Below are 15,036 nucleotides of genomic sequence, written 5' to 3'. Positions count from 1 at the left end.
CGGGCACCGCCCGCTTGGAAGCGACGGGAGGGCAGGTCCACCACTTCGACGCCCGCAAGCTCGTGACCGAGCAGGGAATCCATCACTCCTTCGCGGAAGCCCTCCAGTTCCCCGGTTACTACGGCGCGAACTGGGACGCTCTGGTGGACTGCCTGAGCGACCTGTGCGGAGCCGTCACGGGCGGCGTCGGGATCGTGGGCGTCATCCACGACGCGGACCTGCTCCTGAAAGCGGACCACTTCCCCCTCTTCGTCTCGGTCCTCTGCCAGGGAGCGGACCGTGCCAACGCGCCCGTCGACCTCGACGGCTTCCCCTCGGACCGCCCCGTCCTCTCCCAGCACTTCCACTTCGAGTTCCGCGACTTCGACCCCGAGAGCATCGCGCCCCGCGTCCGCCGGCCCGACCTGACCGTCACCACGGCAGCCGATCACGTCACGGCGGCCCTGAACCCCGAGGTATGGCACTGACCGACTGCGGGCCGCGCCCGTCCGAACCGTCTTTCCTCGAACTGCTGCTCCTTGTAAGTTCACGTGTGCGTACGGGTGGTCGCTGGTGCGACGCGTGAGTTGACGGGGGTTACGGGGATGGTGGGCCACAGGCCGAGTGACTGGCATGTGCTGGACCTGGACAAGGACCCGACTCCGGGTGATCCGCAGCGGGTGCGGACGCTCGCGAAGACGCTGCACGACTTCGCCGACGACGTCTCGGAGGCGTTGCGTCTGGTGAAGGGCATGGCGGGGGAGTCCACCCTGGCCGAGTGGGCGGGGAAGTCGGCGACGGTCTTCAAGGAGGAGTTCTCCGGGGTTCCCAAGAACTTGAAGAAGCTGGAGAAGTCGTACGGGATGTGCGGCGACGCGCTCGCGGACTTCTGGCCGAAGCTGGAGCGGGCGCAGGCGCTGGCGGACCGGGCGTTGGTCAAGGCGCGGGAGGCCCGCCAGGACCTTTCCTCGGCGCAGTCGAAGCTGTCTTCTGCGGATTCGTGGGTGACGCGGGCGTCGAAGGAGGCGGACAAGTACAAGGACGACCCGACGGGCAGCAAGTCGGACGCGGACAAGCCGGACGAGGCCAAGGTCCGTGCCGCCACCCGTGACGTCCAGCACGCCAAGACCGCTCACGCCAACGCCCAGTCGGCCGTCGACTCCGCGCAGGGGGCGCTGGACGCGGCGAAGAAGATGGCCGAGGACGCGCGCAAGATGCGTGACGACGCGGCGCGGGAGGCCAAGAGCAAGATCGACGAGGCGTCCGACGCCGGCATCCAGAACCGCTCGTGGTGGGAGGACGTCGGCGACTGGTTCTCCGACAACTGGGACACCATCGTCGCGGTCTGCAAGGTCGTCGTCGCCGTCGTCGGCATCATCGCGATGATCATCGGCGGCCCGATCCTCGGCGCGATCGTCCTGGTAGCCGCCCTCGTCGTCCTCGCGGACACGCTCTACAAGTACAGCAAGGGCCAAGCATCCCTGTGGGACGTCGCGTTCGCCGCTTTGGACTGCATACCCGGGTTCAAGGGCCTCACTACCCTCGGTGGGTTGGCCAAGGGACTCAAGGGCGGAGTCGCGGCAATGAGAGGCGGTCTCAAAGGCATGTCGCTCGCCGTGCGTGGGCTCGGCAAGAGCGCACGCGGAATGCTGGACAATGCGCTGGCAGGCGGCGCGGACGCCTTCGGGCGCCTCAAGGCTCGAATTCGTGGTTGCGGCGACCCGGTTGACATGGCCACTGGACGGACGTACCTGTCCCAGACCGATCTGTCGCTACCCGGCACCCTCCCCCTGATCTTCAATCGCCGTATCGAGTCCGGATATGGGCTGGGCTGGTGGTTTGGCCCGTCCTGGTCCTCCACCCTTGATCAGCATCTGGAGGCCGACGAGCAAGGCCTCGTCTTCGTCAGTGAAGACGGTCGGCTGCTTTCGTACCCTCACCCCGTCGACTCCGACACCCCGGTCCTGCCCGTGGTGGGTCCACGCTGGCCGTTGCGCCGACTGGACGACGGCGGATACCGGCTGCTTGATCCCGAAGCGGGTGTCGAACGTCGATTCGGCGCGCCGTCGGGTGGCGTTGCCCCGATCGTGCGCATCGCCGACCGGCACGGCAACGCCGTCACGTTCGACTACACGCCTGACGGCGCTCCCGCGGCTCTCCGGCATAGCGCCGGCTACCACGTGCGGATCACCACGGAGGAGCACCGAGTCACCTCACTGCACTTGGTCGGCGCGGCAGATGACGGTTCCGATGCGGAAGTGATGCGATACGGCTACACGGACGGCATCCTGACGTCGGTCACCAACTCCTCCGGCCAGCCATTGCTTATGGGCTACGACGCCCGTATGCGCCTCACGTCCTGGACCGATACCAACGGCAGCACCTACCGCTACACCTACGACGACCGCGACCGGTGCGTCGCGCAGAGCGGTGACGCCGGACACATGGCCGCACTGTTCCAGTACGAGGGCACCGATCCCGCCTGGCCCGACCGGTACATCACCACTGTCACCAACTCGGAAGGAGCGGTGACCCGCTTCGTCGTCGACGACCGGTACTTGATCGAAGCCGAGATCGACGCCTGCGGGGGTGTGACACGCTCGGAGTTCGACCGCCACCAGCAGGTGATTGCCGTGACCGACCCCCTCGGCCACAGGACTCACTTCCGACGTGATGCGGACGGCCGACTCGTCGAGGTGACCCATGCGGACGGGCGGGTGACCCACTACACGCTGACGCAGTCGGGACAGATCGCCACCGTGACGGTGTCGGACGGCGCCACCTTGTCCCAGATGTACGACAGGCACGGCAACCGCGTCGCGGTGACGGATCCGCTCGGAGCCACGACGCGGTACACGTACGACGAAACCGGCGCGATAGCAGCCGTGACCGACGCACTGGGCGTCACAACGACGCTGAGGAACAACCGGGCGGGCCAGCCACTTGAAATCACCGGCCCCATGGGGCAGCGGATATCACGCGAGTATGACGCGTTCGGCCGCATCATCACCGTGACGGACGTCCTGGGGCACGTCACCCGCTGTACGTGGACACCGGAGGGAAAGATCGCGCGAGTGCTCACCGCCGATGGCGGCGAGCAGAGCTGGGAGTACGACGGAGAGGGCAATTGTCTCCGCCATGTCGATGCGGAGGGTGGTGTCACCCATTACGAGTACACCCACTTCGATCTGCTCAGTGCTCGTACGGACCCGGACGGCGCGCGCTACGAATTCTCCTACTCGCCTTCTCTGAAGCTGACGCGAGTGAGGAACCCGCAGGGGCTGACGTGGGAATACACCTATGACGCCGCCGGGCGTCTGACCGGGGAGACGGATTTCGACAATCGAGAAGTGGCCTACACGCGGGACGCGGCCGGACGGCTCGTCGGGCGAACCAACCCCCTCGGGGAATCAGTCGAGTACACGCTGGACGAGGTCGGCCGCACCATCGCCAAGAACGTGGCCGGCGATGTCACTTCGTACGCGTACGACCGGAGCGGCTTGCTGCTGAGGGCGGTGAACCCGCACAGTGACATGTCCTGGCAGCGGGACGGCGCCGGACGGGTGATCGCGGAGACGGTGAACGGTCGCACGTTGCACACGCGCTACGACGCCCGTGGCCGTCGCACACGACGCATCACCCCTGGCGGCGCGGTGGCCGACTACCAGTACGACGAAGGCGGTCGGATCACCACGCTGGTCACTTCGGGCCACAGCATCGCCTTCACTCACGACGCGTCCGGCCGCGAGCTGTCACGCGTAGTTGGCGGTTCACTCACCCTGGCCCAGAGCTGGGACCCGGTGGGCCGACTGGCGGAACAGACCGTCTCGGCATTCGGCACGACGGTGCAACAGCGTGCCTACAGCTACCGACCGGACGGCCACCTGGTCGGAATCGACGACTCGGGAAGGGGCCGAACCGACCTGAGCCTGGACCCGGCAGGCCGAGTCACCGATGTACGTGCCGACGGGTGGGCCGAGTCCTATGCCTACGACCCGGCCGGCAACCAGACCGACGCAGCTTGGCCGACCCAACAGGGTGGTGACGCGGCGCAGGGCCCGCGAACTGTTCAGGGCACCAGGCTGCAGAGCGCCGGCTCAGTACGGTACGACTACGACGGTGCGGGCCGTGTGATCACACGTCGCAGGCTCCGGCTGTCACACAAACCCGATGTGTGGAAGTACACCTGGGACACCGAGGATCGGCTGACCTCCGTCACCACACCCGACGGGACACTGTGGCGCTACCGGTACGACCCCTTCGGCAGGCGCCTGTCCAAAACGAGAATGGCCCCAGACGGCGTGACAGAGGCCGAGACCACGTACTTCGTCTGGGACGGCAACGTTCTCGCCGAGCAGACCACCGTTGCTGCCGAAACTGCTTATCACGTGACCCTCACCTGGGACCACGACGGTCTACGACCGCTGTCACAGGCCGAGCGCGTCACGGATGCCACAACCCAGCGTGATGTCGACGCCCGGTTCTTCGCCATGGTCACCGACCTCATCGGCGCGCCCACCGAGCTGGTCGACGAGTCCGGTGCAGTGGCCTGGAAGTCCCGGCGGACGCTGTGGGGCGTAACCGCCTGGACGAAGAACAGCACCGCACACACCCCTCTCCGGTTCCCCGGGCAGTATCACGATGCCGAAACAGGACTCCACTACAACCATCATCGCTACTACGACCCGGAGACTGCCCGATACACCTCGCAGGATCCTCTGGGTATTTCCCTGGCCTTCAATCCGGCCGCGTACGTGGACAACCCCTGGACCTGGGTGGACCCGCTGGGGCTTGGCCCGTGCAACGGTGTGCGGGCGCACAACGGCCGTGTCCACTATCTGCCGCTGGACGGGGAAGGGCGGGCGACGGGGGTCAACGCGGTGATCAGCAGGGACATGCTCGACACCGGCACTTCGGCCAATCCGAGCATTCATCCCTCCGGATGGAGCGGGAACGGTACCTACTACAACGAGGGCCGTGGACATCTGCTTGCTGACCGGCTCGGCGGCTCCGGTGACCTCGAGGAGAACCTGGTGACGCTGACCCAGGACCCGACGAACACCCCGATCATGAGGGACGAGATCGAGAAGCTGGTCTACGAAGCCGTGGACAAGGGAGAGACCGTGACCTACGAAGTGCGTGCCCACTACCCTGGGCCTGGCGATGTCGCGCCCCACCAGCTGTCGTTTCGAGCGCGGGGGGACGGAGGCTTCCAGCTGGACCGGGTCCTGGACAATCCCGCCGGGATGTTCGGCTTCGGAGAAACGGAGATGTTGTGACCGCACGCGACGACCTCGTGCGCACCGTTCCGCCCCCACCGGACGTGGACATCCGCGTCGACTGGCCCCAGGTCGAGCAAGACCTCGGCGTATCGCTCCCGGACGACTACAAATGGTTGGCCGAACGATACGGACCAGGGTCTTTCGACAGCTTCCTGCACGTCTTCCAGCCCGTCGTGCCGGTAGCCACGGTCCGCCTGGTGGACCGCGCCGAGCGAGCCGCCGAAATCCTGGATCAGCTCAGGGAGGGCGGGGAGACGATCCCCTACGCGACCGACGAGTTGCTGGCCGTAGGCGCAACGGACAACGGCGACACGATCTACTGGGTCACGCGTCCCGAGGACGCACCGAACTCTTGGACCATCACGGCGAACGGCGCGCGCAACACCAAATGGCCTCACTTCGACGGAGGCCTCGTACAGTTCCTGGCCGCGGTGATGTCCGGCGAGTACAAGATGGACGTCCTGCCGCGGAGCTGGCCCGGTCCCGAACCTCTGTTCGCGCCCTATCCGCCACCCGGAGAGCGTCGCCGCTGACCGTCACGCCCTCTCCCGCCGACCACGTAGACACCGTGGCCGCAGGTGCGGCACTTCACCTCGGCGTAGCTCGTGGCGCTGTCGCGGCGCCCGACCTTCCGCATCTCCAGTGAGGGCTCCCCGCAATGCGGACACGTCGCTTCCGTGACTTCAGTCTCGCCGCGGAGTATCCGACGGCCCAGCGCGGACCACTCGTCACCATGAGGGACGATCATCCTCGCTCCTGCCCGGTGCACTCGTAGGGTGATTCATGCGCCACCGCCTGTCACGGATCGGTCGGGTCGGCACTCTGGTCGGGGGGTGAGGCATGTTCCGGGTTTGATCTCCGTCACCCCCGGGGTACAGTCGTCCGCTTCGATTGGCCAGCCCCGCGCCCCGTATGGCAGACTAGCGGGGTTGCTCGGTCGAGTGCCGATGCTGCGCGCCTCCCGCCGGGGGGACCGGAAGCGAGTCCCACAGTACTCGTCGCTCCTGATCAGGGGCGGACGTACGGGAATCTTCCGGGAAGTGTCAGCGGGGTGCAGGCCAGGCACCCGGTGGGCCTCTCGCCCCCGGCCTGCGGTTCCGGAAGGGCCCGCGACTCCCACTGCAGGGAAGTCCCGAAGAGGGACATCCATGTCAGCGAGAGCGCGACACGCCCGACCGCGTGGGTCGGAGGGGGGGCGGAAGAAAAGGGACCACCGGGTCCAGAGCGTTTCGAGAGACAGGACTACTGAGTAGCCATGGCGGGACAGAAGATCCGCATCCGGCTCAAGGCCTACGACCACGAGGTCATCGACTCTTCGGCGAAGAAGATCGTCGAGACGGTGACGCGCACTGGTGCGTCGGTCGCGGGCCCGGTGCCGCTGCCCACTGAGAAGAACGTGTACTGCGTCATCAAGTCGCCGCACAAGTACAAGGACTCGCGCGAGCACTTCGAGATGCGCACGCACAAGCGCCTGATCGACATCCTCGACCCGACCCCCAAGACCGTTGACTCTCTGATGCGACTCGACCTCCCGGCCGGTGTCGACATCGAGATCAAGCTCTGAGGGCGGTGATCTGAAGATGACCAAGCAGATCAAGGGCATCCTGGGCGAGAAGCTCGGCATGACGCAGGTGTGGGACGAGAACAACCGTGTTGTTCCGGTCACCGTCGTCAAGGCCGGCCCCAACGTCGTCACCCAGGTCCGCACGAACGACGTCGACGGCTACGAGTCGGTCCAGATCGCCTTCGGCGAGATCGACCCGCGCAAGGTGAACAAGCCCCTCAAGGGCCACTTCGCCAAGGCCGACGTCACCCCCCGTCGTCACCTCGTCGAGATCCGTACCGCTGGTGCCAGCGAGTACACCCTCGGCCAGGAGATCACCGCTGAGGCCTTCGAGTCCGGCGTGAAGGTCGACGTCACCGCGAAGAGCAAGGGCAAGGGCTTCGCCGGCGTCATGAAGCGCCACAACTTCAAGGGTGGCAAGGCGTCGCACGGTGCCCACCGTGTGCACCGCATGCCCGGATCCATCGGTGGCTGTGCCACCCCCGGCCGTGTCTTCAAGGGCATGCGCATGGCGGGTCGCATGGGCAACGAGCGGGTCACCACCCAGAACCTGACCGTTCACGCCGTTGACGCGGAGAAGGGCCTGCTCCTCATCAAGGGCGCGGTTCCTGGTCCGAACGGCGGCCTCGTCCTGGTCCGCACTGCGGCCAAGGGGGCCTGAGGTAACCGATGAGCACTGTTGACATCCTTTCGCCTGCCGGCGAGAAGACCGGAAGCGTCGAGCTCCCCGCGGAGATCTTCGGCGTGGAGAAGATCAGCATTCCGCTGATCCACCAGGTCGTCGTCGCGCAGAACGCCGCTGCCCGCCAGGGCACGCACAAGACCAAGCGTCGCGGCGAGGTCCGTGGTGGCGGCAAGAAGCCGTACCGCCAGAAGGGCACCGGCCGCGCCCGCCAGGGTTCGACCCGTGCGCCGCAGTTCGCCGGCGGTGGCGTCGTCCACGGCCCGCAGCCGCGTGACTACTCGCAGCGGACCCCGAAGAAGATGAAGGCCGCGGCCCTGCGCCACGCCCTCACCGACCGGGCCCGCCACAACCGCATCCACGTCGTCACCGGCGTCATCGAGGGCGAGAACCCGTCCACGAAGGCCGCCCGGACGCTGTTCGGCAAGATCTCGGAGCGCAAGAACCTGCTCCTGGTCGTCGACCGCGCCGACGAGGCCGCGTGGCTGTCCGCCCGCAACCTGCCCCAGATCCACATCCTGGAGCCGGGCCAGCTGAACACGTACGACGTTCTCGTCTCGGACGACGTGGTCTTCACCCAGGCCGCTTTCGAGTCCTTCGTGTCTGGCCCCAACAAGGCCGCTGACACCGAAGGGAGCGAAGCCTGATGGCTACGCGTCACCCGAGCATCGCCTCCAAGGCGGCCAAGGCCGCCAAGGCCGCGCGCGTCGCCAAGGCGCGCCGCCACGAGGCCGAGGGCAAGAACACCGTCGTCACCCCGGCCAGCAAGGCGTTCACGGACCCCCGTGACGTGCTGCTGAAGCCGGTCGTGTCCGAGAAGAGCTACGCGCTCCTCGACGAGAACAAGTACACGTTCATCGTCGCGCCGGGCTCCAACAAGACCCAGATCAAGGAAGCCGTCCAGGCGGTCTTCTCGGTCAAGGTCACCGGGGTCAACACGATCAACCGCCAGGGCAAGCGGAAGCGGACCCGCACGGGCTTCGGCAAGCGTGCCGACAGCAAGCGCGCGATCGTGACCCTCGCCGAGGGCGACCGTATCGACATCTTCGGCGGTCCGACCTCCTGACGGAGGTCCGGATCGTCCGGAATCGGACGAGGACTGAGAAATGGGAATCCGCAAGTACAAGCCGACTACGCCGGGCCGTCGTGGCTCCAGCGTCGCCGACTTCGTCGAGGTCACGCGGTCCACGCCGGAGAAGTCGCTGGTCCGCCCGCTGCACAGCAAGGGCGGCCGTAACAACGCCGGTCGTGTGACCGTTCGCCACCAGGGTGGCGGACACAAGCGCGCCTACCGTGTCATCGACTTCCGTCGGCACGACAAGGACGGCGTGCCGGCGAAGGTCGCGCACATCGAGTACGACCCCAACCGCACCGCGCGCATCGCGCTGCTGCACTACGCCGACGGCGAGAAGCGCTACATCCTCGCCCCGCGCAACCTGCAGCAGGGTGACCGCGTCGAGAACGGTCCCGGGGCCGACATCAAGCCGGGCAACAACCTGGCGCTCCGCAACATCCCGGTCGGTACCACGATCCACGCGATCGAGCTCCGTCCCGGTGGCGGCGCCAAGTTCGCCCGCTCCGCCGGTGCCTCCGTGCAGCTGCTCGCGAAGGAGGGCACGATGGCCCACCTGCGCATGCCGTCCGGAGAGATCCGCCTGGTCGACCAGCGCTGCCGCGCCACGGTCGGCGAGGTCGGCAACGCCGAGCAGAGCAACATCAACTGGGGCAAGGCGGGCCGTAAGCGCTGGCTGGGCGTTCGCCCGACCGTGCGTGGTGTGGTCATGAACCCGGTGGACCACCCGCACGGTGGTGGCGAAGGCCGTACCTCGGGTGGTCGCCACCCGGTGTCCCCCTGGGGCAAGAAGGAAGGCCGTACTCGTTCGCCCAAGAAGGCGTCGAACAAGTACATCGTCCGCCGCCGCAAGACGAACAAGAAGCGCTAAGGACGGGTTGAGATGCCTCGTAGCTTGAAGAAGGGACCCTTCGTCGACGACCACCTGATCAAGAAGGTGGACACGCAGAACGAAGCCGGTACCAAGAACGTCATCAAGACCTGGTCCCGTCGCTCGATGATCGTCCCGGCGATGCTCGGCCACACGATCGCGGTGCACAACGGCAAGACCCACATCCCGGTGTTTGTCACCGAGTCCATGGTCGGCCACAAGCTCGGCGAGTTCTCGCCGACGCGCACCTTCCGGGGTCACGTCAAGGACGACCGGAAGTCGAAGCGCCGCTAACAGCGGGGTGGAATGACCATGACAAACACTGAAGGGACAACCATGGAAGCCAGGGCCCAGGCGCGGTACATCCGCGTCACGCCCATGAAGGCCCGCCGCGTGGTGGACCTCATCCGTGGCATGGATGCCACGGAGGCTCAGGCGGTCCTGCGTTTCGCCCCGCAGGCCGCGAGCGTGCCGGTCGGCAAGGTGCTGGACAGCGCCATCGCCAACGCCGCGCACAACTACGACCACACCGACGCCGACAGCCTCTTCATTTCCGAGGCTTACGTCGACGAGGGTCCGACCCTGAAGCGGTTCCGGCCGCGCGCGCAGGGCCGTGCCTACCGGATCCGCAAGCGGACCAGCCACATCACCGTGGTCGTCAGCAGCAAGGAAGGAACCCGGTAATGGGCCAGAAGGTAAACCCGCACGGGTTCCGGCTCGGCATCACCACCGACTTCAAGTCGCGTTGGTACGCCGACAAGCTGTACAAGGACTACGTCAAGGAAGACGTCGCCATCCGTCGGATGCTGACGTCCGGCATGGAGCGCGCCGGCATCTCCAAGGTCGAGATCGAGCGCACCCGTGACCGCGTCCGCGTGGACATCCACACGGCTCGTCCGGGCATCGTCATCGGCCGCCGCGGTGCGGAGGCCGACAAGATCCGCGGTCAGCTCGAGAAGCTCACGGGCAAGCAGGTCCAGCTGAACATCCTCGAGGTCAAGAGCCCCGAGACCGACGCCCAGCTGGTCGCCCAGGCCGTCGCCGAGCAGCTGTCCTCCCGCGTCTCCTTCCGTCGCGCCATGCGCAAGAGCATGCAGGGCACGATGAAGGCCGGCGCCAAGGGCATCAAGATCCAGTGCGGTGGCCGTCTCGGCGGCGCCGAGATGTCCCGCTCGGAGTTCTACCGCGAGGGCCGTGTGCCCCTGCACACGCTCCGCGCGAACGTGGACTACGGCTTCTTCGAGGCCAAGACGACCTTCGGCCGCATCGGTGTGAAGGTCTGGATCTACAAGGGCGACGTCAAGAACATCGCCGAGGTCCGCGCCGAGAACGCCGCCGCGCGTGCGGGCAACCGCCCGGCCCGCGGTGGCGGCAACGACCGCCCGGCCCGTGGTGGCCGCGGTGGCGAGCGTCGCGGGCGCAAGCCGCAGCAGCAGTCGGCTCCGGCCGCCGAGGCCCCCAAGGCCGAGGCGCCCGCCGCTGCCGCTCCGGCTGAGAGCACCGGAACGGAGGCCTGACCGTCATGCTGATCCCCCGTAGGGTCAAGCACCGCAAGCAGCACCACCCGAAGCGCCGTGGTCAGGCCAAGGGCGGTACGACGGTCGCGTTCGGCGAGTACGGCATCCAGGCCCTCACGCCGGCGTACGTGACCAACCGCCAGATCGAGGCGGCCCGTATCGCGATGACCCGCCACATCAAGCGTGGCGGCAAGGTCTGGATCAACATCTACCCGGACCGCCCGCTCACGAAGAAGCCGGCCGAGACCCGCATGGGTTCCGGTAAGGGTTCTCCGGAGTGGTGGATCGCGAACGTGCACCCGGGCCGGGTCATGTTCGAGCTGTCCTACCCCAACGAGAAGATCGCCCGTGAGGCGCTGACTCGTGCGGCCCACAAGCTGCCGATGAAGTGCCGGATCGTCAAGCGCGAGGCAGGTGAAGCGTGATGTCGGCCGGTACCAAGGCGTCCGAGCTGCGCGAGCTGGGCAACGAGGAGCTTCTTGCGAAGCTCCGCGAGGCCAAGGAAGAGCTGTTCAACCTCCGCTTCCAGGCGGCGACGGGTCAGCTCGAGAACCACGGTCGGCTCAAGGCCGTCCGTAAGGACATCGCCCGGATCTACACCCTGATGCGTGAGCGCGAGCTGGGCATCGAGACGGTGGAGAGCGCCTGATGAGCGAGAGCAACGTGACTGAAGAGACGAAGGCCGCGCGCGGCTTCCGCAAGACCCGTCAGGGTCTGGTCGTCAGCGACAAGATGGACAAGACCGTCGTCGTCGCCGTCGAGGACCGCGTGACCCACGCGCTGTACGGCAAGGTCATCCGCCGTACCGAGAAGCTCAAGGCTCACGACGAGCAGAACTCCGCGGGCGTCGGCGACCGTGTCCTCCTCATGGAGACCCGGCCGCTGTCCGCGACGAAGCGCTGGCGCGTCGTCGAGGTCCTCGAGAAGGCCAAGTAAGAAATTTCCTGCGGGGCATTCCTCGCAGGTCAGTTCCGCCAGGCTCCGGGAGCCGTTCACCCAGTGATCGGCTCCCGGGGAACCGGCAGACATTCAGGAGATAGACGTGATCCAGCAGGAGTCGCGGCTGCGTGTCGCCGACAACACGGGTGCGAAGGAAATCCTGACCATCCGTGTGCTCGGTGGCTCCGGCCGCCGCTACGCGGGTATCGGTGACGTCATCGTCGCCACCGTCAAGGACGCGATCCCCGGTGGCAACGTGAAGAAGGGTGACGTCGTCAAGGCGGTCATCGTTCGCACCGTCAAGGAGCGCCGCCGTCCGGACGGCTCGTACATCCGCTTCGACGAGAACGCCGCCGTCATTCTGAAGAACGACGGCGACCCTCGCGGCACCCGTATCTTCGGCCCGGTCGGCCGTGAGCTGCGCGAGAAGAAGTTCATGAAGATCATCTCCCTCGCGCCGGAGGTGCTGTGAGCATGAAGATCAAGAAGGGCGACCTGGTCCAGGTCATCACCGGTAAGGACAAGGGCAAGCAGGGCAAGGTCATCGCGGCCTTCCCCCGTGAGGACCGCGTCCTGGTCGAGGGTGTCAACCGGGTCAAGAAGCACACCAAGGCCGGTCCGACCGCTCGCGGTTCGCAGGCCGGCGGCATCGTGACCACCGAGGCGCCGATCCACGTCTCCAACGTCCAGCTGGTCGTGGAGAAGGACGGCGACAAGGTCGTCACGCGCGTCGGTTACCGCTTCGACGACGAGGGCAACAAGATCCGCGTTGCCAAGCGGACGGGTGAGGACATCTGATGGCTACCACCACCACTCCGCGTCTCAAGACGAAGTACCGCGAGGAGATCGCGGGCAAGCTGCGTGAGGAGTTCTCCTACGAGAACGTCATGCAGATCCCCGGCCTCGTGAAGATCGTGGTCAACATGGGTGTCGGCGACGCCGCCCGTGACTCGAAGCTGATCGAGGGCGCGATCCGCGACCTGACCACCATCACCGGTCAGAAGCCGGCCGTCACCAAGGCCCGCAAGTCCATCGCGCAGTTCAAGCTGCGCGAGGGCCAGCCGATCGGTGCCCACGTCACGCTCCGTGGCGACCGCATGTGGGAGTTCCTGGACCGCACCCTGTCGCTGGCGCTGCCGCGCATCCGCGACTTCCGTGGTCTGTCCCCCAAGCAGTTCGACGGCCGTGGCAACTACACCTTCGGTCTCACCGAGCAGGTCATGTTCCACGAGATCGACCAGGACAAGATCGACCGCACCCGGGGTATGGACATCACCGTGGTGACCACGGCGACCAACGACGCTGAGGGCCGCGCGCTCCTCCGTCACCTCGGCTTCCCCTTCAAGGAGGCGTGAGCGAGATGGCGAAGAAGGCTCTGATTGCCAAGGCTGCTCGCAAGCCCAAGTTCGGTGTCCGCGGCTACACGCGCTGCCAGCGCTGCGGCCGTCCGCACTCCGTCTACCGCAAGTTCGGCCTGTGCCGCGTGTGCCTTCGTGAGATGGCTCACCGTGGCGAGCTGCCGGGCGTGACCAAGAGCTCCTGGTAATCCGGTAATCCCGGGTTACCAAGGCTCTCGGTAAGCATCTGGGTCGGCAGAAGCCCGCCCTCGCATGCCGTAGGCTTGCGGGGTTGGGCGTCTGCCGCCCGTACGACTTACTACGCCGTAGGTCCACCGCGCCGCACCCGTCCCGTCTCGGATCGGGGAGAGGGATGGCGCACCAGGAAACCCCGGCGAGAGAGGCCGAAGGCCAATTCATGACCATGACTGATCCGATCGCAGACATGCTTACGCGTCTGCGGAACGCGAACTCGGCGTACCACGACTCTGTGACGATGCCGGCGTCCAAGATCAAGTCTCACATCGCGGAGATCCTCCAGCAGGAGGGCTTCATCACGGGCTGGAAGACCGAGGACGCCGAGGTCGGCAAGAACCTCGTCCTCGAGCTGAAGTTCGGCCCGAACCGTGAGCGCTCCATCGCGGGCATCAAGCGGATCTCCAAGCCCGGTCTCCGGGTGTACGCGAAGTCCACCAACCTGCCCAAGGTGCTGGGTGGCCTCGGCGTGGCGATCATCTCCACGTCCCACGGGCTCCTCACCGACAAGCAGGCCGGCAAGAAGGGCGTAGGCGGAGAAGTCCTCGCCTACGTCTGGTAACGGAAGGGAACGGAGGAAACAGCTATGTCGCGCATCGGCAAGCTCCCCATCGCGGTTCCCGCCGGCGTGGACGTCACCATCGACGGCCGTACGGTTTCGGTCAAGGGCCCCAAGGGCACGCTGACTCACACCGTCGTGGCGCCGATCGACATCGCCAAGGGTGAGGACGGCGTGCTGAACGTCACCCGCCCCAACGACGAGCGTCAGAGCAAGGCCCTGCACGGCCTGTCCCGCACGCTGGTGGCGAACATGATCACCGGCGTGACCCAGGGTTACGTGAAGAAGCTCGAGATCAGCGGTGTCGGTTACCGCGTGCTCGCCAAGGGTTCGAACCTGGAGTTCTCCCTCGGCTACAGCCACCCGATCCTCGTCGAGGCCCCCGAGGGAATCACCTTCAAGGTGGAGAACCCGACCCACTTCTCGGTCGAGGGCATCGACAAGCAGAAGGTCGGCGAGGTTGCGGCCAACATCCGCAAGCTGCGCAAGCCCGACCCGTACAAGGCCAAGGGCGTCAAGTACGAGGGCGAAGTCATCCGCCGCAAGGTCGGAAAGGCGGGTAAGTAAGCCATGGCATACGGACAGAAGATCCTGAAGGGCGACGCCTACAAGCGCGCCGCGATCAAGCGCCGCCACATCCGGATTCGCAAGAATCTCTCGGGTACGGCGGAGCGTCCCCGTCTGGTCGTTACCCGCTCGAACCGCCACATCGTGGCCCAGGTGATCGACGACATCAAGGGTCACACCCTTGCGTCGGCGTCCACCCTGGACACCTCGATCCGTGGCGGCGAGGCCGACAAGTCCGCGCAGGCCAAGCAGGTCGGCGCCCTGGTCGCCGAGCGCGCCAAGGCCGCCGGCATCGAGGCCGTCGTGTTCGACCGTGGTGGCAACCAGTACGCCGGGCGCATCGCAGCCCTGGCGGACGCCGCCCGCGAAGCCGGACTGAAGTTCTGAGCCGGTTCCGTATCGCTAGCGGAAA

The 15,036-nt window shown here is 66.5% G+C and carries 21 protein-coding genes; all 21 read left to right on the top strand.

Features of this window, described 5'->3' with window-relative positions:
- Positions 1 to 14 precede the first annotated feature (14 nt).
- The 21 genes from ACZ56V_RS03425 (at position 15) to rplR (ending at position 15,011) form a co-directional block, all read left to right on the top strand.
- Positions 15 to 467, top strand: a complete 453-nt coding sequence (locus ACZ56V_RS03425) for a barstar family protein (protein WP_468938835.1) — start codon at positions 15 to 17, stop codon at positions 465 to 467.
- 147 nt (positions 468 to 614) lie between these two features.
- A complete protein-coding gene (locus tag ACZ56V_RS03420; RefSeq protein WP_468938832.1) occupies positions 615 to 5,258 on the top strand; it encodes an RHS repeat-associated core domain-containing protein in 4,644 nt (1,547 codons plus the stop codon).
- Complete coding sequence (locus ACZ56V_RS03415; RefSeq protein ID WP_468938830.1) at positions 5,255 to 5,794, top strand: SMI1/KNR4 family protein; 540 nt, start codon at positions 5,255 to 5,257, stop codon at positions 5,792 to 5,794. The genes ACZ56V_RS03420 and ACZ56V_RS03415 overlap by 4 nt, the downstream gene beginning before the upstream one ends.
- A 722-nt stretch (positions 5,795 to 6,516) precedes the next feature.
- On the top strand, positions 6,517 to 6,825 hold the full coding sequence (gene rpsJ / locus ACZ56V_RS03410) for a 30S ribosomal protein S10 (RefSeq protein ID WP_003948644.1): 309 nt from the start codon (positions 6,517 to 6,519) through the stop codon (positions 6,823 to 6,825).
- Positions 6,826 to 6,841: 16 nt separating this feature from the next.
- Positions 6,842 to 7,486, top strand: a complete 645-nt coding sequence (gene rplC / locus ACZ56V_RS03405; protein ID WP_104634712.1) for a 50S ribosomal protein L3 — start codon at positions 6,842 to 6,844, stop codon at positions 7,484 to 7,486.
- Between the two features lie 8 nt (positions 7,487 to 7,494).
- Positions 7,495 to 8,154: a 50S ribosomal protein L4 gene (gene rplD, locus ACZ56V_RS03400; RefSeq protein WP_052839853.1), complete on the top strand. Its 660-nt coding sequence runs from the start codon at positions 7,495 to 7,497 to the stop codon at positions 8,152 to 8,154.
- Positions 8,154 to 8,573, top strand: a complete 420-nt coding sequence (rplW, locus tag ACZ56V_RS03395) for a 50S ribosomal protein L23 (RefSeq protein WP_007443985.1) — start codon at positions 8,154 to 8,156, stop codon at positions 8,571 to 8,573. The genes rplD and rplW overlap by 1 nt, the downstream gene beginning before the upstream one ends.
- A 40-nt stretch (positions 8,574 to 8,613) precedes the next feature.
- Entirely contained in the window at positions 8,614 to 9,450 is an 837-nt protein-coding gene (rplB, locus tag ACZ56V_RS03390) for a 50S ribosomal protein L2 (RefSeq protein WP_003974264.1), read from the top strand.
- A gap of 12 nt (positions 9,451 to 9,462) precedes the next feature.
- Entirely contained in the window at positions 9,463 to 9,744 is a 282-nt protein-coding gene (gene rpsS / locus ACZ56V_RS03385) for a 30S ribosomal protein S19 (RefSeq protein ID WP_003974263.1), read from the top strand.
- A 42-nt stretch (positions 9,745 to 9,786) separates the two neighbouring features.
- The gene (gene rplV, locus ACZ56V_RS03380; RefSeq protein WP_003974262.1) at positions 9,787 to 10,134 is read left to right on the top strand and encodes a 50S ribosomal protein L22; all 348 of its coding nucleotides are present in this window, start codon (positions 9,787 to 9,789) and stop codon (positions 10,132 to 10,134) included.
- Complete coding sequence (gene rpsC / locus ACZ56V_RS03375; protein ID WP_003974261.1) at positions 10,134 to 10,967, top strand: 30S ribosomal protein S3; 834 nt, start codon at positions 10,134 to 10,136, stop codon at positions 10,965 to 10,967. The genes rplV and rpsC overlap by 1 nt, the downstream gene beginning before the upstream one ends.
- Positions 10,968 to 10,972: 5 nt before the next feature.
- The gene (rplP, locus tag ACZ56V_RS03370; RefSeq protein WP_004927269.1) at positions 10,973 to 11,392 is read left to right on the top strand and encodes a 50S ribosomal protein L16; all 420 of its coding nucleotides are present in this window, start codon (positions 10,973 to 10,975) and stop codon (positions 11,390 to 11,392) included.
- A complete protein-coding gene (gene rpmC, locus ACZ56V_RS03365) occupies positions 11,392 to 11,616 on the top strand; it encodes a 50S ribosomal protein L29 (RefSeq protein WP_003974259.1) in 225 nt (74 codons plus the stop codon). The genes rplP and rpmC overlap by 1 nt, the downstream gene beginning before the upstream one ends.
- A complete protein-coding gene (gene rpsQ / locus ACZ56V_RS03360) occupies positions 11,616 to 11,903 on the top strand; it encodes a 30S ribosomal protein S17 (RefSeq protein WP_052839851.1) in 288 nt (95 codons plus the stop codon). The genes rpmC and rpsQ overlap by 1 nt, the downstream gene beginning before the upstream one ends.
- Before the next feature lie 106 nt (positions 11,904 to 12,009).
- Positions 12,010 to 12,378, top strand: coding sequence for a 50S ribosomal protein L14 (gene rplN / locus ACZ56V_RS03355; RefSeq protein ID WP_003974257.1), 369 nt, complete (start codon positions 12,010 to 12,012; stop codon positions 12,376 to 12,378).
- A 2-nt stretch (positions 12,379 to 12,380) separates the two neighbouring features.
- The gene (gene rplX, locus ACZ56V_RS03350) at positions 12,381 to 12,704 is read left to right on the top strand and encodes a 50S ribosomal protein L24 (protein WP_104634710.1); all 324 of its coding nucleotides are present in this window, start codon (positions 12,381 to 12,383) and stop codon (positions 12,702 to 12,704) included.
- A complete protein-coding gene (gene rplE, locus ACZ56V_RS03345) occupies positions 12,704 to 13,261 on the top strand; it encodes a 50S ribosomal protein L5 (protein WP_003974255.1) in 558 nt (185 codons plus the stop codon). The genes rplX and rplE overlap by 1 nt, the downstream gene beginning before the upstream one ends.
- Positions 13,262 to 13,266: 5 nt before the next feature.
- A complete protein-coding gene (locus tag ACZ56V_RS03340) occupies positions 13,267 to 13,452 on the top strand; it encodes a type Z 30S ribosomal protein S14 (protein ID WP_003948630.1) in 186 nt (61 codons plus the stop codon).
- 209 nt (positions 13,453 to 13,661) lie between these two features.
- Entirely contained in the window at positions 13,662 to 14,060 is a 399-nt protein-coding gene (rpsH, locus tag ACZ56V_RS03335) for a 30S ribosomal protein S8 (RefSeq protein ID WP_026248232.1), read from the top strand.
- Positions 14,061 to 14,084: 24 nt separating this feature from the next.
- Positions 14,085 to 14,624, top strand: coding sequence for a 50S ribosomal protein L6 (rplF, locus tag ACZ56V_RS03330; RefSeq protein WP_030145478.1), 540 nt, complete (start codon positions 14,085 to 14,087; stop codon positions 14,622 to 14,624).
- Between the two features lie 3 nt (positions 14,625 to 14,627).
- Complete coding sequence (rplR, locus tag ACZ56V_RS03325) at positions 14,628 to 15,011, top strand: 50S ribosomal protein L18 (protein WP_052839849.1); 384 nt, start codon at positions 14,628 to 14,630, stop codon at positions 15,009 to 15,011.
- The last annotated feature ends 25 nt before the right edge of the window (positions 15,012 to 15,036 follow it).

It is taken from the genome of Streptomyces sp. NPDC034099, from assembly GCF_055575415.1.
This window is presented reverse-complemented; position numbering and strand designations above follow the sequence as displayed.